This is a genomic window from Roseovarius pelagicus, assembly GCF_025639885.1.
Taxonomy (GTDB): domain Bacteria; phylum Pseudomonadota; class Alphaproteobacteria; order Rhodobacterales; family Rhodobacteraceae; genus Roseovarius; species Roseovarius pelagicus.
In genome coordinates this window covers 3,601,135-3,621,273 of record NZ_CP106738.1, presented here as the reverse complement: position 1 = coordinate 3,621,273, position 20,139 = coordinate 3,601,135, and the positions used below count along the sequence as shown (strand labels likewise).

Genomic DNA, 20,139 nt, shown 5'->3' with positions numbered 1-20,139 from the left:
CCGGCTCTGACGCCCGCAGCTTACGCCGCTTCTTCTGACTGCTGGCGCTGCCACAACCCGGCGTAGCGTCCACCGCGCGCCAATAGCGCCGCGTGGCTGCCTTCTTCGACGATGCGGCCCTCCTCCAGCACCACGATGCGGTCTGCTTCTGCCACAGTCGACAGCCGGTGGGCGATGATCAACACAGTGCGGCCCTGCCCGGCCCGTGCCAACGCGCCCTGAATCTCGCCCTCCGTTCCCGTATCGAGCGCCGAGGTCGCCTCGTCCAGCAGCAGGATCGGCGGGTTCTTCAGCAGCGTCCGCGCGATTCCGACCCGCTGCTTTTCACCGCCCGACAGCTTTAGCCCCCGTTCGCCCACCGCTGTGTCATAGCCCAGCGGCAACCCCGCGATGAAATCATGGATTTGTGCAGCCTTCGCCGCCGCGATCACCTCCGCCTCGGTGGCGCCTGCGCGCCCATAGGCAATGTTGTAACCGATCGTATCGTTGAACAGAACGGTGTCCTGCGGCACAACACCGATGGCATCATGCAGGCTGTCCTGACGTACGCTCCGCACATCCTGCCCGTCGATGCAGATCGCGCCGCTTTGCACGTCGTAGAAGCGGAACAGCAACCGTCCGATAGTGGACTTTCCCGACCCGGTTGGCCCGACGATGGCCACGGTTTCGCCCGGCGCGGCAGTCAGGCTTACCCCCTTGAGGATTGCGCGATCCGCATCATAGCCAAAATGCACATCGCGCAGTTCCACTTGCCCACCGGTCACATCCAGTTCAGCGGCGTCAGGCGCGTCTGTCACGTCGGGTGGTTGCTCCAACAGACCGAACATTTCCCCCATATCGACCAGCGCCTGTCGGATCTCGCGGTAAACTGTCCCGAGAAAGTTCAGCGGCATGGTGATCTGGATCATGTAGGCGTTCACCATCACGAAGTCGCCCACCGTCATCGCGCCGCTCTGAACCCCGATTGCGGCCATGACCATAACGATCACCAATCCGCCGGTAATAAGAACCGATTGACCGAAATTGAGAAACGCCAGTGAATAAGAGGTCGACAATGCGGCGCGTTCATAGCCCGCCATCGCAGCATCATAGCGTCGCGCTTCGCGGTCCTCGGCGCCGAAATACTTGACTGTCTCGTAGTTCAACAGGCTGTCGATCGCCTTTTGGTTGGCGTCGGTATCCTGATCGTTCATCTGCTTGCGCAGTTTGACACGCCATTCAGTCACCTTGAAAGTGAACGCGACATAGAGCGCGATCACCCCCATCACCACCGCCAGATACCAGAAATCAAACAGCGTCCAGAGCACGATCCCGATCAACAGCAACTCGATCACCAACGGCCCGATGGAAAACAGCAGGAACCGCAGCAGGAATTCGACACCTTTCACGCCGCGTTCGATGATCCGGCTCAGTCCGCCAGTTTTGCGCGTGATGTGATAGCGCATCGACATCGCGTGAATATGCCGGAAGGTACGCAGCGCCAACGCGCGCAGCGCGCGCTGTGCCACGCGGGCAAAAATCACGTCGCGCAACTGCTGAAAGCCGACATTCAGCAGCCGCGCACCACCATAGGCAACGGTCAAACCGACCGCACCATAGGCCAGCATCCATGCAGGACCGTCCGCATCGCCCGCAAGTGCATCCACTGCCGCCTTGTAGAAAAACGGTGTGCCCACCGCGACAAGTTTGGCCAACAGTAAAACGACCAATGCCAAAACCACGCGCCGCTTCACCCAAGGCTGATCCTCGGGCCACAGGTACGGCACCACCCGGCGGATCGTGCTCCAGCCATCGCTGGGCATCTCAGTCGTGGTCAGACGGGAGCGGCGCATAGGAAGCTTTCTGGTTATTGAGACCGGCTAGAGATAGGCCGCATGAGCAGAAACATCCAGTGCGCAGCGTTCTGCGCATTTACGCACAGCGATCAGCGGTCGAGCCTGCAATATACGGCGTATTTCCTAGGCGGTGCAGCGCGTTTGACGATACGCCGTGGGATACATGATGGTATTAATCCGGAACGGTAAAGACCTGCCCCGGATAGATCAGGTCCGGATTGCGAATGCGGTCAGCGTTGGCCTCAAGTACACGCACATACAAAATTCCCTCGCCATAATGTTCGCGTGAAATCGCCCAAAGCGTATTGCCCGGCTGAACCGTCACGGCCCGAATGCGCTTTGCGGACTCTGCCTGCGCTTCGACATTAGCCACAACGGTCTCGTCCTCGCGCTTAAAGGGTGTCTCGACGCGGCTGACAACTGTGCCGTCACTGTCGACCTCATCAACCCGCAACGTGTAAACACCTGTATCGACTTCTGGCAGATCGGTTCGCCAGCCACCATCCCCGGCAATGCGCGAGGTGGTGATGGGCGTATTGTCCAGATAGACCCGCACATAACCACGCCCGGTACCACGTCCGGCCAGCTGTACCTCGCCCGCGTTCGAATAGGTGATGGAGTCGATCGCCACTGCCGACATCAATTCAGGCGAGACGTCAGAGGCAACCGGAGCTTGCAATACCGTGACGCCCTCTTCGTTTGATAGCAGCACAGTTTGCGATTGCGACTCTCCGGGTTGGCTCAGGCGCAGAGGCCTGAACTGTTTCAGTGGCTGCCGATGAGGTTTCCATCGTCGGCGGCACTTGTGCCGTTTCCGAGGTTACGTCGGGTGTCGCAACATCTTGCGAACCTGCATCTGCAACCGGCGCGTCGCCCGCGTTCGCACCTGACTCCTCAACCGTCGAAACCTGCGCAGCAACAGACTCTGGTGCCACAGCAGCCAGCTCTGTCGGCGAGGTGGCAATCGTGTTTTGGGTTGGGTCAACGGGTGGCATTTGCGCGGTATCGGACGCAGGTTTCGCGGTATCCGTCTCTGCCTGAGGCATTGCAGACGTTGTCTGGGGATCAGCAGTGGATTCGGCTGGCGGATTTGCATCAACAGCCGATGCGATTTCCGCGCTATCCACCTCTTCCTGAGGTGCTGCAGTCGTTGTCTGAATATCCGCGGTGGTTTCGGTATCCGGCATACTCGGTGGCGTGGCCTCGGCGGTCAAAGGAGCAGGCTCGGTGCCATCAGGAACGCTTGGCGCGGCCTCATTCTCAGGGGCATCCACAGTCTCTACTGTGGCCACCGCGGCGGGGTTCGGTGCAATGATCACCTCGTCGGGCGATGTGATGCGGTCCCCGGTTTCGGGTGAGGTCATAACCAGCGACAAAATCCGTGGCTGATCGCTGTGTTCCAGTTTAACAAACTGAACAAATTGCCCGTTACCGTCGGCGGCCGCATCTGCCAGCAACGTCCCATCAATAAGGATTTCTGTCATCCAGCCGGGCGCGCTGCTACCTGCGACCAGCATCGAACCGCCCGGTTCCAGACGAAACACATCAATGCGGGGCGCATTCGGTTGTGCAGCAACCTGCGCTTCAAGCTCCGGCGTTGCGGGATCCTCCGCTACCGCAGTATCCGTTCCGATGGTCTCCGGCGTGGTCGTGGCGTCTGCTGTTGGTGCACGAGCAGCGATTTCGCTTTCTGCCGTGCCTTCTGTCCCAGTCGCCGGTTCCGCAGGCATGTCAGCCAAGGATGTCGACGTCGTCCCACCTGCAGGATCAGGTTGCGACACAGGCGCGAAGACGCCCGCCGCATACAGCCCCACTGCGACAATCGCCGCAACGGCGACACTGGCCACTCCGATCATCTGTCCGCTCGCCAATCCTGCCAGCTTGCTCATCGTTGCCCTTCCACCGCATCGCATACTCTCGGCGCGGCGCATTTACCGAAATCACGGGTCATACGCCACTGGCCTGATACGTGTATCTGGGCCAATTGCCCCGAATAGGTCCGATGCTGCACAGCGTTTTGCATTTTCTCTGCTTTTGATTATGTGCAAGAAGCTTTAGCAACTAGGCAATCTCGGGTCAAAACAACCCTTTTTGTACAGCAGGCTTTTTGATGACAGAACGATCAGTTTGTGTCTTTTGCGGCTCACGTACGGGCGTTAACCCCGCATTTGCGGAGGCAGCTGATGCCGTCGGGACCGCGCTCGCGGGTGCCGGATGGCGGCTGGTATACGGAGCAGGCGACGTCGGCCTGATGGGCCGCACGGCGCGCGCAGCACAGGCCGCAGGCGGATCAACCTTTGGTGTGATCCCACAGCACCTCGTGCGTCGTGAGGTCGGCAAGAGCGACCTGACCACCTACATCGTCACCGAAACCATGCATGAACGTAAGAAAGTCATGTTTATGAACTCGGACGCGATCGTGGTGTTACCCGGCGGTGCCGGTTCTCTGGACGAGTTTTTCGAGGTCCTGACCTGGCGACAGCTGGGACTGCACGAGATGCCGATCCTGCTGCTCGATCTGGATGGGTACTGGCAGCCGTTGACCGGGTTGATCGACCATATCATCGCCGAAGGGTTCGCCGATCCATCCTTGCGCGAATTCTACACGTCGGTACCGGATGTGGGCGCGCTCTTTGCTGCCCTACGCGCCGCTCTGTCCTGACGCCACCCCGCAGCCGTGTAGATCACCAGTGCCGTCCAGATGATCGGAAAGGCAATCATGTGCCAGCGCGTGAAGGGTTCCAGAAACAAAAATGTAGCAACGGCGAACTGCAAACTGGGATTGAGATACTGAACAAGGCCAAGGGTGGCCATCGAAACCCGGCGCGCCGCCATGCTGAACAGGATCAGCGGGAACCCGGTCAGCACACCCGAAAAGGCCAGTAGTGCCGCGTCCTGCCATCCGTCACCGAACGCGCCGGTGCCGCCCGGATGGGCATACCACAGCACCCCCAGAGCGAGAGGCGCAAGGATCAGGACCTCGGCGGACACAGACACCACTGGTCCCTGAACCATGCTCTTCTTGATCAACCCATAAAGGCCAAACGTCCCGGCCAGTATCAACGAAATCCATGGCGCAACGCCCAGTCCGATCGTCAGGATCACGACCGCAATCAAGGCCAATGCAACGGCCGCCGCCTGCGCCGCACTCATCCGTTCGCGATAGACAACAGCACCCAACACCACCGAAAACAAAGGAAAGATGTAATATCCCAGCGATGCTTCCATCGCCTTGCCGATCTGAATCGACGTGATGAATACCAACCAGTTGGTCGAGATCATCAGCGCCGCAAAACCCGCCACCAGCATGACGCGCGGGGATTTGAACACGTCCAGAAGCAACCGAAGACGGCCCTGCCACACCAGCACCAAAGCAAAGAAAACACATGACCAGATTGTGCGATGTGCCAGCACCTCAACGGGCGGGATGTGGGCCAGCAGCTTGTAATATACTCCCGACATGCCCCAGATCGTGCAAGCAACGACCATGGCGATCACGCCGCGCATCGGTTCGGTCATGTGTAATGCTCCAGCCGCGCCCGCGCATGGGTCAAAGGCGCGCCGCAGGAATGAACTCCGGCGCATCGCAGGACAGGGTGTATGGTCACATCTTTTGCCTTGAATTCATTTGCTACGCAAAATTCTGGCTCGAACTGACCGACCCACCCCGTTGATGGTCCGAAAGGCGCGGCACCACAACCGCAAATGTCACGGTAACGCCCACCCGATGCGGTGAATAGCGCCCCGTCACGCACCGGAAAAAATAAAAGAGCCTGCCGGGACCAATCCCGGCAGGCTCGATAGTCACTCAAACTTGCGCCTGATTACATCCGGCTGGCGACGTTTTCCCAGTTCACCAGCTTGTTCAGGAAGTTCTCCAGATAGGCCGGACGTTTGTTGCGGAAGTCGATGTAATACGAATGCTCCCACACATCACATCCCAGCAGGGCGGTTTGATCGAAACAGACCGGGTTCACACCGTTTTCGGTCTTGGTGACGGCCAGAGAACCATCCGGTTTCTTGACCAGCCACGCCCAGCCAGAGCCGAACTGACCCGCGCCCGCAGCAGAAAATTCTTCCTTGAACTTGTCGACCGAACCAAAGCTGTCATTCAGCGCTTTCTCCAACTCGCCGGGCATCTTGCTCTCGCCGGGACTCATCATTTCCCAGAACTGGTTGTGGTTCCACAACTGGCTGATGTTGTTGAAAATACCGTTCTGCGCCACGGCGTTTGCATCATAGGTGCCTTTGATGATCTCTTCGAGTGACTTGCCATCCCACTTGGTGCCCTCAATCGCCTTGTTACCGTTGGTCACATAGGCGTTGTGGTGCAGGTCGTGGTGATACTCCAGCGTTTCGGCAGACATGCCGTGCGGTGCCAGAGCGTCATGCGAATAGGGAAGGTCGGGAAGTTGAAAGCTCATGGATTGCCCCCTTTTGGTGCGTGTCAAAATTTATATTGCCTACATGGTAGGCGCGTGGGGACAACGTCAACCCCGTACTGGAAGTTCCCTGCACTGAAAGGGCCCTGCGCCCCTGTCCCGGATGGCCCACGTACGCCTGCGCGACGCGACTCTAGACTTATATTGGTCAATCCCCTACAATTTTAGAAAAAAGATAATTGAGGCAACGTTTTAAGAGGGAAGGCCGGGCAGGCAAAATGCAAGACATGTCGTTTCTTTCGTCGCCGGTTGATCCGGCATGGGCGAGCCATGCAAGTTGGGCAGAACAACTGTGCTCTGATCACGGCATCGACAGTGCGCCAGTCCTGTCGCAGCAATTTCTGCTCGCGCCCAGCGGGACCGCCGCCCCGGCAACCATGCGCGGCATCGCGTTGGGCAACTGGATTCTCTACCACGGGGCGAACCTGCCAGTGGCGACGGCCGCATTCGGAAATGGCAGGATCGCAGTGCTCGGCCTTGCTGTGGATCCTGATGGCATGGTCATCACCACCGCACGGCTAAACGCGCTGACCGCACTTGATCAACCGCTGCAGGAATTGCTGAACTGGCTCAACGATAGCGCCGGGCGCTATGCCATCATCGTAGTCACTGGCACTCGTCACCGGGTCTACCTCGATAGTTTAGGATCTTTGGGGGCAGTCTACGACAAGGACACGATGCGCGTTGGGTCGACCACGAATCTGGTTCTGACACGCGCGCCACAGCCGAACACGGACTACCCGCTGACGACCAACGCAACAACCGGATCGAACCGATTTGCCTTTGGTCACACGCCCGATACTTCAGTCAAGAGACTGTTGCCAAACCATTTTCTGGACCTCGACCTGTGGATGCCGGTTCGGCATTGGCCCGGACCAAATGATGTGACCGAACCGACGCCCGACAGGGAGGCAGACGTGGTGCGCGGCATCGCTCGACGGCTGGAACAGGTCATAACCAGCCTTGCCAACCACCTGCCTGGCAATGTGCATCTACCTCTGTCCGGCGGATTGGACAGCCGCCTGCTGCTGAGTTGTGCCAAACCCGCGCTGGACAAGATCGCGCTCTTTTCGCATGTCGAAAACTCGATGAGCCGCAAGGATCTGCGGTTAGCGCGCCATTTGGCCAAACGCGTCAACGCCCCGTTGCGGGAAATCGACCCTATTCGCCATGATGAATTCAAAATCACCAGCGACAGCCGCCTGAAACATCTCGGACAGCTGCACCGCATCATCACCGGCCTGAACGACGCGCCACAACCGATCCGACACGAGGTATTGCTGGCACATAAACCGGGCGGCATTTTTCTGCGCGGCAACGGCAGCGATTTCCTGAAGGCTGTACTGTGGCGGCGCGGCGGGAGGGAATACGCCCAAGGCCTACCGCACGATACCCGCACTGGCATCCGCATGATGATGCTGTCGGATAAGACCATCGTCGAAAACCCTGCAATCCAAGGGATGTACGAGGACTGGTACGCCACCCTGCCCGGTTCCGCGCGGCACCGCGCCTATGACCTGATGTTCGCAGAACAGTTTCTGTCGCATGGCTTTGGCAACCTGCTCTACAGCTTTATCAATAATTTCTATATCTGCCCGTTCAATGACCGCCGCCTATTGGGCGCGGCTACATCACTATCGCCGACCAAACGTCAGCAATTGCATTACAATCTGGCAATCACCGATTGGCGCGCGCCAGAATTGTCGAGTCTGCATTTCGCCCGCCCTGCCGTCAATCAGCACATCAATGCCATGCGATCCGATAAAGTCGATAGATTGTCACTCTGACAGCACGATGCGCCGCGACATCCGAGCAGGTCCGCTGAACAACCTAACAGGCATTTTCGGCAAGGCGATCCCGGTTTGCGGTTCAGCCGAGATACCCTACCGCGCTGCCCGGTGCTGCCGCGCCTTTAAGCAGATCAAAGACGTATTGAGCCACCGATCGGAAACACACGATGCGCACGCTATTCGCGTCCGGCATCCAAAAGGCTGCCGGCACTTGCGCCATCCGCGTACGCCGGAAATCGCCGGGACCAAAAGCGGTATCTGACATATCTACCGGGCACAGCTTGGCGATCACTTCGCGCACCGCAGGACCGCCCGATAACTCGAACACCGCCCGGGCATCCGAGACATTGACGGCCAAGTGAATGTGCTTAGATAACGCATCGCCCAACGCGTCCAGCCGGGCCTCTACCGCGTCATAAGGCACAAGGATCATCAGCTCGTCCGATGACATCCACGCGATGCCATCCTCGCCTTGCATGTTGGCCTTGCGCTGGCCGGGCATATCCTGCCCACAGGCCGCTGCGGCGGCCTTTTGCACTGCTGCTGCGCTCAGGTCTCCACGCAGGGTGATCATCCCCTGCAATCCTATCTCGCGGACCGCGACAATCCCGTTAAAGGATGCACCATTTAGCGCGCTCATGGCCTCAGACATTTTGCTTCTCCCCGTCTTTGTCGAAGAATACCGCATCAACGATCCTGGCCTGTGTCACCGAGCCGCCGATGCGCGGAATATCCAGCACTTCGCCCATGCGGTCCGGCCCATGCAGGACCAGTGCCATCGCGATACCACGCCCCAGCGTCGGCGAATGGTAGGTCGATGTCACCCGCCCTTGGGTGTTGCGCTGGCCATTGGCGTTGGTGCCTTCGGCTGTAATGTAGGCACCGTCCGGCAGCGTGCTGCCGTCGGTGGTCTCCAACCCGACCAGTTTCCAGCGGTTCGGATCGGTCATATGGCTGCGCGCCTGCGCCCGTTTGCCCAGATAATCCTCTTTCTTCTTGGAAATCGCCCAGCCTAGCCCCAGATCCTGCGGGATCACCGTGCCATCGGTCTCGTCCCCGATCATGATAAAGCCCTTCTCGGCGCGCAAGATATGCAGCGCCTCGGTGCCATAGGGTGTCACGCCATGCGCGTCCCCGGTCGCCAGCAGCAGATCCCACAACGCCCGCCCCTGAGAGGCCTTGACCGCGATCTCGTAGCTCAACTCGCCCGAGAACGAGATGCGGTAAACGCGCGCCGACATACCGCCCAGCGTGATGTCCGACCATGCCATGAAAGGCAGCGCATCATTACTGACATCATCGCCAGTCAGCGCACTCAGAACCTCGCGCGCCTTCGGGCCAACCAGCGCGATCTGTGCATATTGCTCGGTCAGGTTGGCAACATAGACATCCCAATCCCACCATTCGGTTTGCAGCCACTCTTCCATGTGACCATGAATGCTCTCGGCTCCGCCGGTGGTGGTGTGGCACAGGAACGTATCGTCGTCGATGCGCGCAACGACACCGTCATCGATAAGGAACCCGTTCTCGTTGCACATCAGTCCATAGCGACAGCGGCCCGGTTTCAGGCTCGACATCATGTTGGTATAGAGCATGTCCAGAAACTTGCCCGCGTCCGGCCCTTTCACGACCAGCTTACCCAGAGTAGAGGCGTCGAGCAGACCCAGACTGTTGCGAGCCGCCAGCACCTCGCGGTTCACCGCATCCTCGATGCTCTCGCCGGGTTTCTGATAGCAATACGGGCGACGCCACTGGCCGACCGGCTCCCAATACGCGCCGTTTTCCTCATGCCAATCATACATCGTCGTGCGGCGCACAGGCTGGAACCGCGCGTCACGCGCCTCGCCCGCGATCGAGGCCATCGAAATCGGCGTATAGGGCGGCCGGAACGTGGTGGTGCCGGTTTGCGGGATTGGTTGTCCCAAGGCATCAGAAAGGATCGCCAGACCGTTAATGTTGCTCAGCTTGCCTTGATCCGTCGCCATACCCAGCGTGGTGTACCGCTTGGCATGTTCGACACTTTCGAACCCTTCGCGCGCGGCCAGTTGCACGTCCGATACTTTCACGTCGTTCTGATAATCCAGCCAAGCTTTCATCCGCTTCTTGATGCCCGCGCCCTGCGGCATCATCCAAACCGGGGCCATAGGGGCCTCGTCTGGCGTCTCGGCCTGTGGCGGATCACTTTTCTTCGGCGCGTGACCGCTGGCCTTGGCTGCGGACTGCCCCGCCGCGTCCGCATCACGCAATACATCACCGAGGCCCAGAGCACCGTTAGCGCTGCCTGCCGCAATAACAAAGGCTTCGCCAACGGCACCCGTCGGTGCTTTATCCACATCGGGGCGAAAATGCGCATGATCAGTGTCCCAGATCAGCTTACCGCCGCAATGTGACCACAAGTGCACCACGGGTGACCAGCCACCGGACATGGCAACCGCATCGCAGGCCACCTCCTCCAGAACTGCACCTTCACCGGCCTGACTGCAAATCTCGACCCCGGTCACGCGCTTGCCGCCTTTGACCGACGCAATGCCATGCCCCATCATCACCCGGATACCCAGTTCCTTGGCCTCAGCCATCAACGCACTATCAATGGGCAGCACCCGTGCATCGAGGATAACAGGAACTGTAAGACCCTGTTTTTTCAGGCATATCGCAGTTCGATAGGCGTCATCATTGTTGGTGACAACGACGGTGCGATCCCCCAGAGAGACACCATAGTTCACCGCATAATCACGCACCGCCGAGGCCAGCATGACGCCGGGAATGTCATTGCCCGCGAAGCTGAGGGGTCGCTCTATTGCGCCTGTCGCCGTGACGATCTGCTGCGCGCGAATGCGCCACAACCGATGGCGCGGTCCCTCCACCTCTGGCTGATGGTCCCCCACACGCTCGTAGCCCAGCGCATAGCCATGGTCATAGACGCCAGCCCCCATCATCCGGTTGCGCATCGTAACATTGGGCATGGATTCGAGCGCGGCAATGGTTTCGTCCACGAACTTATCCACAGGGGCACCATTCACGGTACCGCCGTCGACAGGCGCGCGCCCGCCCCATTGCGGGGTCTGCTCAATCAGCAGCACCTTGGCACCGGCATCGCCTGCGGCCTTGGCCGCCTGCAGCCCGGCCACACCGCCACCGACGACCAGAACGTCGACGAAGGCATAGAAATGCTCGTACGTGTCAGTATCGCGATCTTTGGGCGCTTTACCCAACCCGGCAGAGCGCCGGATGATCGGTTCGTAGATGTGTTTCCAGAAGGGGCGCGGGTGGATGAACATCTTGTAATAGAACCCAGCCGGCAGGAAGCGGCTCAACTTGGTGTTGATTGCACCGATGTCGAACTCCAGCGATGGCCAGTGATTCTGGCTGGCGCAGGTCAATCCAGCGAACAACTCTGTCGTGGTGACACGCTGGTTCGGCTCGAAATCATTGCCTGTCCCCATACCGACGAGACCATTCGGCTCTTCTGCACCCGAGGCCACGACACCGCGCGGGCGGTGATACTTGAACGAGCGGCCCACCATCATCTGATCGTTTGCCAGCAATGCCGAAGCGATCGTATCGCCCTCGACGCCGCGCAGCCGTTTGCCGTTGAAGGTGAATTCCAGGCTGCGCGATTTGTTTAAAAACCGGCCGCCATTTGCCAGACGTGTGCTCATTTGGAAACCCTCGTGCCTGTGGCTGCGGGAGCGATTGAAGTATTTTGGGAAAGATGAAAGATCACGAGAATTCCCTCCACACCCAGCCGGGGCGCTTGGCGGTGATCGCATCCTTGATCGCCTGTGGCGGCTCAAAGGTCTGGGCTGCGTAGGTGCCATAGACCTCCAGAGTCACAGTATCGCGCGCCGCATGAAACCACTTGCCGCAGCCATTGTTATGTCGCCACCGCTCCAGATGGACGCCCTTCGGGTTCACCTTTGAGAAGAGGTAGTCGTGGAAATCGGTATCGGAGGATCCGGGGCCGAAACGTTTCAGATGCGCTTCGCCGCCACCGTGAAATTCCGTCTCTTCGCCAGTTACGCCGCAGCAAGGGCAGGTGAGGATCAGCATGAGGCACATTCCTTTTGAAGCGGGGCAGATTTGGCGTGAAACCACACAAAAAGGGCGCGTGCCAAACGGCAGCGCCCTCTTTGCAGCATAACATTGACGGTTGTGTCGTTAGTCGCCGGTGACAGCGTCTTCGACGGCTTCGGCAGCAGGTGCTGCGCCTTCGATGGAAATATTGACGTCATCGTTGGCTTCGCCGCCGCCATAAAGCAGCCACGCCATGACGCCAACAGCGACAACAAGCCCACCCACGACGAACGCGAGAAAGCCGTTGCCCGAGTTTCGGGTCGTTTCGGATTGTTCAGACATTGTAAATCTCCTGCGTCAGTACCTTTGATGGCTACAACGCAGGTCTGCATGAAATGGTTCCGCATCAGTGCGCCACTCCTGCTGCAACAGACTCATCAATGAACCGTCCCTCGTGGAACCGCTCAAGGCCGAAGGCTTCGGTCAGGGGCGAGTGCCCGTTGGCCATCAGTTCGGCAAAGCCCCAGCCGGAACCGGGGATCGCCTTGAACCCGCCGGTGCCCCAGCCGCAGTTGATGAACATGCCGTCGACGGGCGTCTTTGATATGATGGGCGAACGGTCGCCAGTCACGTCGACGATCCCGCCCCATTGGCGCAGCATTTTTAGCCGTGCGATCATCGGGAATGTCTCAACCAAGGCGCGCACAGTTTCCTCGATATGGTGGAACGCGCCACGCTGGGTGTAATTGTTATAGCCGTCAGTGCCGCCGCCGATCACCATCTCGCCCTTATCGGACTGGCTCATGTAGCCATGCACCGTGTTGGCCATCACCACCACATCCATGCACGGCTTGATCGGCTCAGAGACCAGCGCCTGAAGCGCCACGGATTCAATCGGCAGGCGGAATCCCGCCATTTCGGCCAGATGTCCGGAATGGCCCGCCACGACGACACCCAGCTTGTCACAAGCGATATCGCCGCGATTGGTGGTCACACCTGTAACCTTGCCACCGGATTGCGAGACGCCGGTCACTTCGCATTTCTGAATGACATGCATACCCATGTCCGAGCAGGCCCGTGCATAGCCCCAAGCCACTGCATCGTGGCGCGCCGTACCGCCGCGCGCCTGCCACAGCGCCCCCAGTACCGGATAGCGCGGCCCATCCAGATTGATGATCGGCACCAGTTCCTTGACCCGTTCAGGTCCGATGAATTCAGTCGTCACACCCTGCAAGGCATTGGCGTGTGCGGTACGCTCATATCCACGAACCTCGTGCTGGGTCTGGGCCAGCATCATTACGCCGCGTGGACTGAACATGACGTTATAGTTCAGATCCTGACTCATCGTCTCGTAGAGGCTGCGCGCCTTTTCGTAGATTGCCGCCGACGGATCCTGCAAATAATTCGAACGGATGATCGTGGTGTTGCGACCCGTGTTGCCGCCACCCAGCCACCCCTTTTCGAGGATCGCCACATTGGTAATGCCGAAATTCTTGCCCAGATAATACGCCGTAGCCAGACCATGCCCGCCGGCCCCCACGATGATCACATCGTATTTGGCGCGCGGTTCTGGCGATGCCCAGGCACGATCCCAGCCGGTATGATAGCGCAGAGCTTCGCGGGCGACGGCAAAGGCAGAATATTTTTTCATGGCAAACCTCGATTTCAGGGGATCTCGTCACAGCCGATTACATTGATCGGGTATGGGGCATCTCCGCTCTGAGCCACATACATATCGCGACATCCGGCGCAAAAATTGCGACATTGGCGACTGTGCCGACGCAGTCGCGACACCGTGCCCCTTTTTTCCTGCCCCGCACAGGGTTATGTCGTGGCAAGAACTGGGAGAGACCATGATATTCTGGATCCTATCAAGCGCGTTGGCGCTGGCGGTCAGTGGCGCAATTGGCATGGCGTTGCTGCGCGGGCGTGCTGGTAGCACAGCCCCCGCAGCCTATGATATCGGCGTCTACCGTGATCAACTACGCGAGGTGGAACGCGATCAAGCGCGTGGTGTCCTGACCCCGGCAGAGGCAGGGCGCGTGCGCACCGAGGTATCGCGCCGTATTCTGGCGGCCGATGCACAATTGCAGCAAGGCGGCGTCACTGGCGGGCAGCCCCGCGCTGCCGGTCGGGTGGTGATCGCGCTGGCAACACTGGTTCTGGTCGGTGGCTCTCTTGCGCTATATTGGCAGTTGGGCGCGCCGGGGTATACTGACTTTCCACGCGAGGCCCGCCTTGCGGCCTCTGACGCGGCGCGTGCAGACCGTCTGACCCAGTCCGCCGCTGAGGCCCGTGCCCTGCCCGCCCCCGCTCAAGCCGCGCCCAGCCCCGAGTTCACCGCATTGATGGAGCGTCTGCGAACCGCGATGCAGGAAAATCCCGATGACCCGCGCGGACTTACACTTTTGGCGCGCAACGAGGCGCTGCTCGGCAACACCCAAGCCGCCATCGCTGCCCAAGGCCGCCTGATCGAGGTAAAGGAAGCCAGTGCCGAGGCGGATGACTATGCCTTTCTGGCCGACTTAATGGTAACGGCCGCCGATGGGTATGTCTCGATCGAGGCCGAGGCAGCCCTACGCGCGGCCCTTGAACGTAATCCGTCCCATGGCGCTGCGCGCTATTACCTCGGGCTTTATCTGGCGCAGGTCGACCGCCCGGATACGGCCTTTCGTTTGTGGCAAGAACTGCTGACAGACAGCGCGCCAGACTCCCCTTGGGTGCCTCTGGTACGGCAGGGCCTGCCCGATCTGGCCTCTATGGCGGGCGTAAAATATCAGTTGCCGCCGCTCCCCGATACGCCCGGCCCCAGCGCCGCCGATGTTGAGGCGGCCAGCGATATGACCGCAGCCGACAGGATGGAAATGATCCAAGGTATGGTTTCACAACTCTCTGAACGGCTTGCCAGCGAGGGCGGCACAGCTGCCGAATGGGCACGGCTGATCGGCGCTTATGGCGTATTGGGTGAAACCGAGCGCGCGGCGGCCATCTGGAAGGAGGCCAATCAGGTCTTTGCCGATCGCCCTGAGGCGCTAGAGGTGGTGCGTGCCGGTGCCATTCGCGCCGGGGTGACAGAATGATCTGCGAGGATATCACCAATTTTGCCGCTGCCGTCCCCCCGATGCGGGCGGTCATTGGCCTTGATCTGGGGGACAAAACGATCGGTGTCGCCTTGTCGGACCGGTTGCTGTCGGTTGCCAGCCCGTTTGAAACGATACGACGGAAAAAATTCGGTCTCGACGCCGCGCGATTGCTTGAGATCGCCGCAGCGCGCGAAGTGGGCGGTATCATCCTTGGCTTGCCACGCAACATGGATGGGTCCGAGGGACCGCGCTGCCAGTCGACTCGTGCCTTTGCACGCAACCTGACGCGGTTGACCGAGTTACCCATCGGCTATTGGGACGAACGCCTGTCGACTGTCGCCGCCGAAAGAGCGCTGCTGGAGGCGGATGCGTCACGCAAACGTCGCGCAGAGGTGATCGACAACATCGCCGCTTCCTATATCCTTCAAGGTGTGCTGGACCGATTGCGCCACATGAGGAGCGAGCCGTGAGTGATGACATGAGTGACAATACCGAAGCGGCAAAAATCTGGAGCCGCGACGAAGTCAAAAGCCCCTGTATTCGCATCTGCGTGGTTCATCCAGAGGCCCGCATTTGCACCGGCTGCAACCGAACCACCGACGAAATCAGCCGCTGGTCCCGCATGACAGATGACGAACGCGCGCGGATCAACGCCGAATTGCCGGGGCGCACGGCGCTGTTGCGCAAGCGCCGGGGCGGCAGGGCCGCACGGCTGGCAGCGCGGGATGAATAGGCGCGAACATCTCACGCGGGCACAAGCCACTCGGCCCATGCGAACCGAACACGTTTAGGGCAGCGTCAACCAGCCGTCATCCAAATCCGGCAACTCCGGTCGAAAATATGCAATCATCCGCCCTTCTTCAGGCGCGGCAGCACCCTCTGCCCAGCGGGCGACGCCATGCACCGCCAAACGATGCACCAGCGTCGCCTCACCGGGTTTGGCTGGCAGTTCTATGCGGCGGCAGATTTCGAAAACCTGCGCACGGGTATAGGTATAAATTTCGGTCAAATCGACCTCTCCCCAATGCGTGGGCGGCGTATCCCGCAGCGCACGGGCAAACGCGGCGCGCATGATCTCGTGGCTGCCCTCCCAGACGACCAGCGGGCTGGCGTCCGGACTGGCATGTGTGAGGGGCAGCCCCAGAATATAGGCGTGTCGCTCTTTCAGCATCCGTTGACGCGCGGAGCCGACCGCCAGCAATCCGTCGACATGCGCCGCATCGCGCCGCAATCGGTAACGAAACGCCCCGTCGCCCTCGCCTTTGCGCGGCTTCGGATAGCCCGGATAGGTGATCGACACCTGCCCGCGATGCAGCGGTAATACACCGTAAATATCAGTTGCCTGATCGTAGGCGGCCCCGGTCAGCCGGCCAGAAACACCCACTGATCCATCCGACATATTGGGCAGCGTATCTACGCCGACAAACCAAGTTCCACCACATTGCAGCCACTCGGACTGCGCAGCCGGGGCAGCGACCTCAGGCAATGCGGCAGCCCGCGCCGCGGCAGCCCATTCAGCGACGTCAGGCGCATAGGCGAAATGCGCCCAGCCCCGCCGCAGGAACTCCGCTACCATCCCATCGCTTTGCGCAGCATGTTCAAGGCGACCAGTATCAAAAACATCCCAAACGCCCGTTTCAGCGGCTTTGGGTCCATCGCATGTGCCAGTCTCACCCCAATCGGGGCTGTCACCAGCGTCATTGCGATCACGATGGCAAAAGCCGCAAGATTCACCGCACCAATGGTCAGCGGAGGACGATTTTCCGGCGCGATGTCGAACAACAGAAACCCTGCCACCGACGGTACGGCGATGGTCACGCCAAAGCCCGCCGCCGTGGCAACCGCCCGGTGAATCGGCACGGCATGAAGAGCCATCATCGGCACACCAAAGCTGCCACCGCCAATCCCCATCAGAACCGACAGGAACCCCACCGCAGGCGATAGCCCCGCGCGTCGCACACCAGTCGGCATTGCATCAGCAACCCGCCATTCGGATCGACCCAATGCCATGTAGAGCCCGATAACCAGCGCCAGAATGCCAAAGATCGCCTGTAGCGTTCCGGACCGTAGCCCCGCCGCGGCTATGACGCCCAGAACTGCGCCGATCACGATCCCCGGCGCCCAGCCGCGCAGAATGACCCAATCCACCGCGCCTTTCTTGTTGTGACTCAGAACCGAACGGACCGATGTCACGATGATCGTCGCCAGAGAGGTTGCCAGACACATCTGCATCAGTTGCGGGCCATCATACCCAAGTGTCTGAAACGCGTAAAAGAACGCAGGCACCAGAATGATGCCGCCGCCGACGCCCAATAGCCCCGCCAACACCCCTGCAAAAGCTCCGATGACCATCAGCATCGCGCCCATGCTTAGCAGCAACGTCATGTCCATCATTCGGCAATCCCTCTAGCTATACCGCGTTAGACCGGGAAATAGACCATGCAGCAATGGGATTCTACGCCGCACGCAACGCGGTCACGTGCTGCAACGCCGCCTCGACCAGTTCTGGCCCGGCGCCGGGCTTTGACACGCCCTCGGACAATGCACGCCGCCATCCCCGTGCGCCGGGTCGCCCGGCAAAGAGACCCAGCATATGCCGCGTTACCTGATGCAGCCGCCCGCCCGCCGCCATATGCGCCTCAATATAGGGCAGCATTTCGCACACGGCAGATTCAGCAGTGGTATCAGGTGTTTTTGCGCCGAATACCCGCCGGTCAGCCGCGCACAACATGTCTGCGGGTTGGTGATAGGCGGCCCGGCCGATCATCACGCCATCCAGCCCGGCTTCCAAAAATGCCGCGGCTTGATCAAGGCTGTTGATCCCGCCGTTGACGGATAAATGCAGCGCCGGAAAGAGCTGTTTCATCTGCAGGACCAGCGGATAGTTCAGCGGCGGGATGTCGCGGTTTTCCTTTGGGCTCAGCCCGTCCAGCCACGCCATGCGGGCATGAATAGCAAACCGCTCCACCCCCACAGCGCCGACCTGCGCGATAAATTCCGGCAGAATATCTTCGGGCACCTGATCATCAACGCCAATCCGGCATTTGACCGTTACGTCCACATCCACTGCCTCGATCATCGCAGCACAGCATTCCGCCACCAGCGCAGGTGATTTCATCAAGACAGCCCCGAATGTGCCCGACTGAACACGGTCCGACGGGCATCCGACATTCAGGTTGATCTCGGCATAGCCAGCGTCCTGCCCCAATCGCGCGGCCACTGCCAACTCGCTTGGGTTGGAACCGCCCAATTGCAACGCTACAGGTTGCTCGCGCGCGGAATGGTCCAGCAAATGCAGGGCGCCCCCCGCACCAGCGCAGGGGCTGTCACCATTTCGGTATAAAGTAGCGCCTCACGCGTCAGCAGCCGATGCAGCACCCGGCAATGCCGGTCTGTCCAATCCATCATCGGTGCAACGCTGAGGCGTGCGTTTCTCTTGGGATCTGATTTCATCTGCTTGCCATTCTCACCGGGACACATATGGATCGGCGGATTTTCCGGAGGTTTCAACCGCCATCATACGGATTCACTTGCCCCAAAACAGACCCGGTTTCCGATTCTGTCCCCGGTAAGAGCCCTAACCATCGGCGCTGCTGCTGACCAGATCGGAATGTTCGGGTCTCCAGAGCGTATCTTCGCAGCCCCAACGCCTCAGGTTCTCCCCGGCAACTTAAGATTGTTCGCTCCTCTCTTTCGACGGAACCTCGCGATTGGCATCGCTACTGGGCTCCACCCGATGGCTTGCGCCTCGAAACATTTGGTGTCGCAAGCCACGGACCGATGCGCAACACCAGCACCGCAAAGGCCGCTGTCCAGCATACCGCTGACAACCCGACGCCATTTACCCCGGACAAAAGAGCAGTGCCATCTGCGGCCCGCAAAACCGCTGATACCATCAGCAGCGCAAAGGCGATTGTCAGCATTGGCCCGGCGACCAGATCGCGCCCCGTATGGCCCAACGTCGCCCGCATCATCACCGCGACGGTCATCCCGCCGACGGCCCCGATGCCGAACAGATGCGCGCCGACCGCTGGCGATACGATGCCCAGCGCGCCCCCAGCAATCCCGAGGAACCCGGCGGGTATCAAAAGATATGCCACATGCAACATCACCAACAGCGGCGAACGCCATGTTGCCATCCCCTGCCAGCGTAGCAATCGTATGACTTGGACACCGGCAGCCGCCGATGCGGATGCTGCATTCACGATGCTGAACGGCGCGGCGACCCAAATCAACAACGCCAGAACACTGACCAGCAATGTCAGCCCGTCGAACCGGTTAAACGGAACCGGCAGGGCTGTGGCGCCACGCTTCACCAACCAGTTGCGCGTGAAGCTGGGGACGACGCGTCCGCCAATCAGCATGATAAGAAAGATCAGCAGCGCGATGCCCGCGCGGCGACTGACATCTGCGCCGCCCTGCATCATCGCCTCTATATGAAATGCCAGATTGGCTAACCACAGTAATGTCACCGGGATCAATACCTTGAGGTTGCGCCAGTTCTTGCCTGCGATGATTTCGCGGGCGATCATCCCCGCCACGGCCACCAGAAACAGTTGATCAATGGCGGCCACTCCGATTGGGCCAAGGCCTGTTGCCCCGGCCAAGGCAAGCCGCCCGGCGATCCATATCGCCAACAGCGCAGCCAACGGCCAGCCTTGCGCAGGCAAGCGGCCCGTCCAGTTTGGCACTGCTGTAAACAGGAACCCGGCGATGACAGCCGCGCCATACCCGAAAACCATCTCGTGGATATGCCAGTCCGTCGGCGAAAATGTACTGCTAAGCACGACATCCCCCCGCCACACCAACCACCATACCGGCACAACAAGCAGGGCGAATAACGTCGCAGACAGGAAAAATGGCCTAAAGCCATAAGAAAACAGGGCGGGGCCAGAATACTTGGTACGGGCAGACATGTCGAATCTCCAGATTTGAACGCGCTGGGGCGGCGCCATTGGCACCGCCCCAAAAGGTC

18 protein-coding genes and 1 pseudogene are annotated in these 20,139 nt (G+C 60.0%); 5 read left to right on the top strand and 14 right to left on the bottom strand.

Translation table 11 applies throughout. The features are described 5' to 3' along the window. Window positions 1-20 precede the first annotated feature (20 nt). The 3 genes from N7U68_RS18950 to N7U68_RS18940 form a co-directional block, all read right to left on the bottom strand. A complete protein-coding gene (locus N7U68_RS18950) occupies window positions 21-1,832 on the bottom strand; it encodes an ABCB family ABC transporter ATP-binding protein/permease (protein WP_263047829.1) in 1,812 nt (603 codons plus the stop codon). A 175-nt stretch (window positions 1,833-2,007) separates the two neighbouring features. Further along, window positions 2,008-2,466, bottom strand: coding sequence for a LysM peptidoglycan-binding domain-containing protein (locus tag N7U68_RS18945; RefSeq protein ID WP_263047828.1), 459 nt, complete (start codon window positions 2,464-2,466; stop codon window positions 2,008-2,010). A 25-nt stretch (window positions 2,467-2,491) separates the two neighbouring features. Next, the gene (locus N7U68_RS18940; protein WP_263047827.1) at window positions 2,492-3,724 is read right to left on the bottom strand and encodes a hypothetical protein; all 1,233 of its coding nucleotides are present in this window, start codon (window positions 3,722-3,724) and stop codon (window positions 2,492-2,494) included. A 221-nt stretch (window positions 3,725-3,945) separates the two neighbouring features. Here N7U68_RS18940 and N7U68_RS18935 point away from each other — a divergent pair, with 221 nt between their 5' ends. Next, window positions 3,946-4,497, top strand: a complete 552-nt coding sequence (locus tag N7U68_RS18935; protein ID WP_263047826.1) for an LOG family protein — start codon at window positions 3,946-3,948, stop codon at window positions 4,495-4,497. Here N7U68_RS18935 and rarD read toward each other — a convergent pair. Continuing rightward, a complete protein-coding gene (gene rarD, locus N7U68_RS18930) occupies window positions 4,437-5,354 on the bottom strand; it encodes an EamA family transporter RarD (RefSeq protein WP_263047825.1) in 918 nt (305 codons plus the stop codon). The genes N7U68_RS18935 and rarD overlap by 61 nt on opposite strands. A 305-nt stretch (window positions 5,355-5,659) precedes the next feature. Further along, a complete protein-coding gene (locus N7U68_RS18925; protein WP_165192960.1) occupies window positions 5,660-6,259 on the bottom strand; it encodes a superoxide dismutase in 600 nt (199 codons plus the stop codon). A 245-nt stretch (window positions 6,260-6,504) separates the two neighbouring features. Here N7U68_RS18925 and N7U68_RS18920 point away from each other — a divergent pair, with 245 nt between their 5' ends. Continuing rightward, the gene (locus tag N7U68_RS18920; protein WP_263047824.1) at window positions 6,505-8,064 is read left to right on the top strand and encodes an asparagine synthetase B family protein; all 1,560 of its coding nucleotides are present in this window, start codon (window positions 6,505-6,507) and stop codon (window positions 8,062-8,064) included. 82 nt (window positions 8,065-8,146) lie between these two features. Here the strand turns inward: N7U68_RS18920 and N7U68_RS18915 are convergent, their stop codons facing one another. From N7U68_RS18915 to N7U68_RS18895, 5 genes are all read right to left on the bottom strand, one after another. Next, window positions 8,147-8,719 (bottom strand): sarcosine oxidase subunit gamma, encoded by a 573-nt coding sequence (locus N7U68_RS18915; protein ID WP_263047823.1) that lies wholly within the window; start codon window positions 8,717-8,719, stop codon window positions 8,147-8,149. Further along, complete coding sequence (locus N7U68_RS18910; protein ID WP_263047822.1) at window positions 8,712-11,726, bottom strand: sarcosine oxidase subunit alpha family protein; 3,015 nt, start codon at window positions 11,724-11,726, stop codon at window positions 8,712-8,714. The genes N7U68_RS18915 and N7U68_RS18910 overlap by 8 nt, the downstream gene beginning before the upstream one ends. A 61-nt stretch (window positions 11,727-11,787) precedes the next feature. Beyond that, window positions 11,788-12,117 carry a sarcosine oxidase subunit delta gene (locus N7U68_RS18905; protein WP_263047821.1) on the bottom strand — a complete coding sequence of 110 codons (330 nt, stop codon included), beginning with the start codon at window positions 12,115-12,117 and terminating at the stop codon, window positions 11,788-11,790. Window positions 12,118-12,225: 108 nt separating this feature from the next. Then, entirely contained in the window at window positions 12,226-12,423 is a 198-nt protein-coding gene (locus N7U68_RS18900; RefSeq protein WP_165192970.1) for a hypothetical protein, read from the bottom strand. A gap of 64 nt (window positions 12,424-12,487) precedes the next feature. After that, window positions 12,488-13,732 (bottom strand): sarcosine oxidase subunit beta family protein, encoded by a 1,245-nt coding sequence (locus tag N7U68_RS18895; protein WP_165192972.1) that lies wholly within the window; start codon window positions 13,730-13,732, stop codon window positions 12,488-12,490. 202 nt (window positions 13,733-13,934) lie between these two features. Between N7U68_RS18895 and ccmI the strand changes: the two genes are divergently transcribed. Genes ccmI through N7U68_RS18880 form a run of 3 tightly spaced genes read left to right on the top strand, consistent with a single transcriptional unit; the run spans window position 13,935 to window position 15,897 of the window. Further along, on the top strand, window positions 13,935-15,161 hold the full coding sequence (ccmI, locus tag N7U68_RS18890; RefSeq protein WP_263047820.1) for a c-type cytochrome biogenesis protein CcmI: 1,227 nt from the start codon (window positions 13,935-13,937) through the stop codon (window positions 15,159-15,161). Beyond that, window positions 15,158-15,634, top strand: coding sequence for a Holliday junction resolvase RuvX (gene ruvX / locus N7U68_RS18885; protein WP_263047819.1), 477 nt, complete (start codon window positions 15,158-15,160; stop codon window positions 15,632-15,634). The genes ccmI and ruvX overlap by 4 nt, the downstream gene beginning before the upstream one ends. A gap of 8 nt (window positions 15,635-15,642) precedes the next feature. After that, entirely contained in the window at window positions 15,643-15,897 is a 255-nt protein-coding gene (locus N7U68_RS18880) for a DUF1289 domain-containing protein (RefSeq protein ID WP_263049189.1), read from the top strand. Between the two features lie 54 nt (window positions 15,898-15,951). On the opposite strand, the gene N7U68_RS18875 is transcribed toward N7U68_RS18880, so the two are convergent. The 4 genes and pseudogenes from N7U68_RS18875 to N7U68_RS18860 all read right to left on the bottom strand — a co-directional run bounded on the left by N7U68_RS18875 (window position 15,952) and on the right by N7U68_RS18860 (window position 20,080). Further along, on the bottom strand, window positions 15,952-16,740 hold the full coding sequence (locus N7U68_RS18875) for a hypothetical protein (RefSeq protein WP_263047818.1): 789 nt from the start codon (window positions 16,738-16,740) through the stop codon (window positions 15,952-15,954). Continuing rightward, the gene (locus N7U68_RS18870) at window positions 16,734-17,558 is read right to left on the bottom strand and encodes a sulfite exporter TauE/SafE family protein (protein ID WP_263047817.1); all 825 of its coding nucleotides are present in this window, start codon (window positions 17,556-17,558) and stop codon (window positions 16,734-16,736) included. The genes N7U68_RS18875 and N7U68_RS18870 overlap by 7 nt, the downstream gene beginning before the upstream one ends. 61 nt (window positions 17,559-17,619) lie before the next feature. Next, a pseudogene (gene dusA, locus N7U68_RS18865) lies at window positions 17,620-18,617 on the bottom strand (tRNA dihydrouridine(20/20a) synthase DusA). A 266-nt stretch (window positions 18,618-18,883) separates the two neighbouring features. Beyond that, window positions 18,884-20,080 (bottom strand): NnrS family protein, encoded by a 1,197-nt coding sequence (locus tag N7U68_RS18860; protein ID WP_263047816.1) that lies wholly within the window; start codon window positions 20,078-20,080, stop codon window positions 18,884-18,886. Window positions 20,081-20,139 lie beyond the last annotated feature (59 nt).

Coding starts and splice junctions, on each gene's coding strand:
- N7U68_RS18950 (WP_263047829.1), bottom strand. CDS start 1,832: ATGCGCCGCTCCCGTCTGACCACGACTGAGATGCCCAGCGATGGCTGG.
- N7U68_RS18940 (WP_263047827.1), bottom strand. CDS start 3,724: ATGAGCAAGCTGGCAGGATTGGCGAGCGGACAGATGATCGGAGTGGCC.
- N7U68_RS18935 (WP_263047826.1), top strand. CDS start 3,946: ATGACAGAACGATCAGTTTGTGTCTTTTGCGGCTCACGTACGGGCGTT.
- rarD (WP_263047825.1), bottom strand. CDS start 5,354: ATGACCGAACCGATGCGCGGCGTGATCGCCATGGTCGTTGCTTGCACG.
- N7U68_RS18925 (WP_165192960.1), bottom strand. CDS start 6,259: ATGAGCTTTCAACTTCCCGACCTTCCCTATTCGCATGACGCTCTGGCA.
- N7U68_RS18920 (WP_263047824.1), top strand. CDS start 6,505: ATGTCGTTTCTTTCGTCGCCGGTTGATCCGGCATGGGCGAGCCATGCA.
- N7U68_RS18915 (WP_263047823.1), bottom strand. CDS start 8,719: ATGTCTGAGGCCATGAGCGCGCTAAATGGTGCATCCTTTAACGGGATT.
- N7U68_RS18910 (WP_263047822.1), bottom strand. CDS start 11,726: ATGAGCACACGTCTGGCAAATGGCGGCCGGTTTTTAAACAAATCGCGC.
- N7U68_RS18905 (WP_263047821.1), bottom strand. CDS start 12,117: ATGCTGATCCTCACCTGCCCTTGCTGCGGCGTAACTGGCGAAGAGACG.
- N7U68_RS18900 (WP_165192970.1), bottom strand. CDS start 12,423: ATGTCTGAACAATCCGAAACGACCCGAAACTCGGGCAACGGCTTTCTC.
- N7U68_RS18895 (WP_165192972.1), bottom strand. CDS start 13,732: ATGAAAAAATATTCTGCCTTTGCCGTCGCCCGCGAAGCTCTGCGCTAT.
- ccmI (WP_263047820.1), top strand. CDS start 13,935: ATGATATTCTGGATCCTATCAAGCGCGTTGGCGCTGGCGGTCAGTGGC.
- ruvX (WP_263047819.1), top strand. CDS start 15,158: ATGATCTGCGAGGATATCACCAATTTTGCCGCTGCCGTCCCCCCGATG.
- N7U68_RS18880 (WP_263049189.1), top strand. CDS start 15,643: ATGAGTGACAATACCGAAGCGGCAAAAATCTGGAGCCGCGACGAAGTC.
- N7U68_RS18875 (WP_263047818.1), bottom strand. CDS start 16,740: ATGGTAGCGGAGTTCCTGCGGCGGGGCTGGGCGCATTTCGCCTATGCG.
- N7U68_RS18870 (WP_263047817.1), bottom strand. CDS start 17,558: ATGATGGACATGACGTTGCTGCTAAGCATGGGCGCGATGCTGATGGTC.
- N7U68_RS18860 (WP_263047816.1), bottom strand. CDS start 20,080: ATGTCTGCCCGTACCAAGTATTCTGGCCCCGCCCTGTTTTCTTATGGC.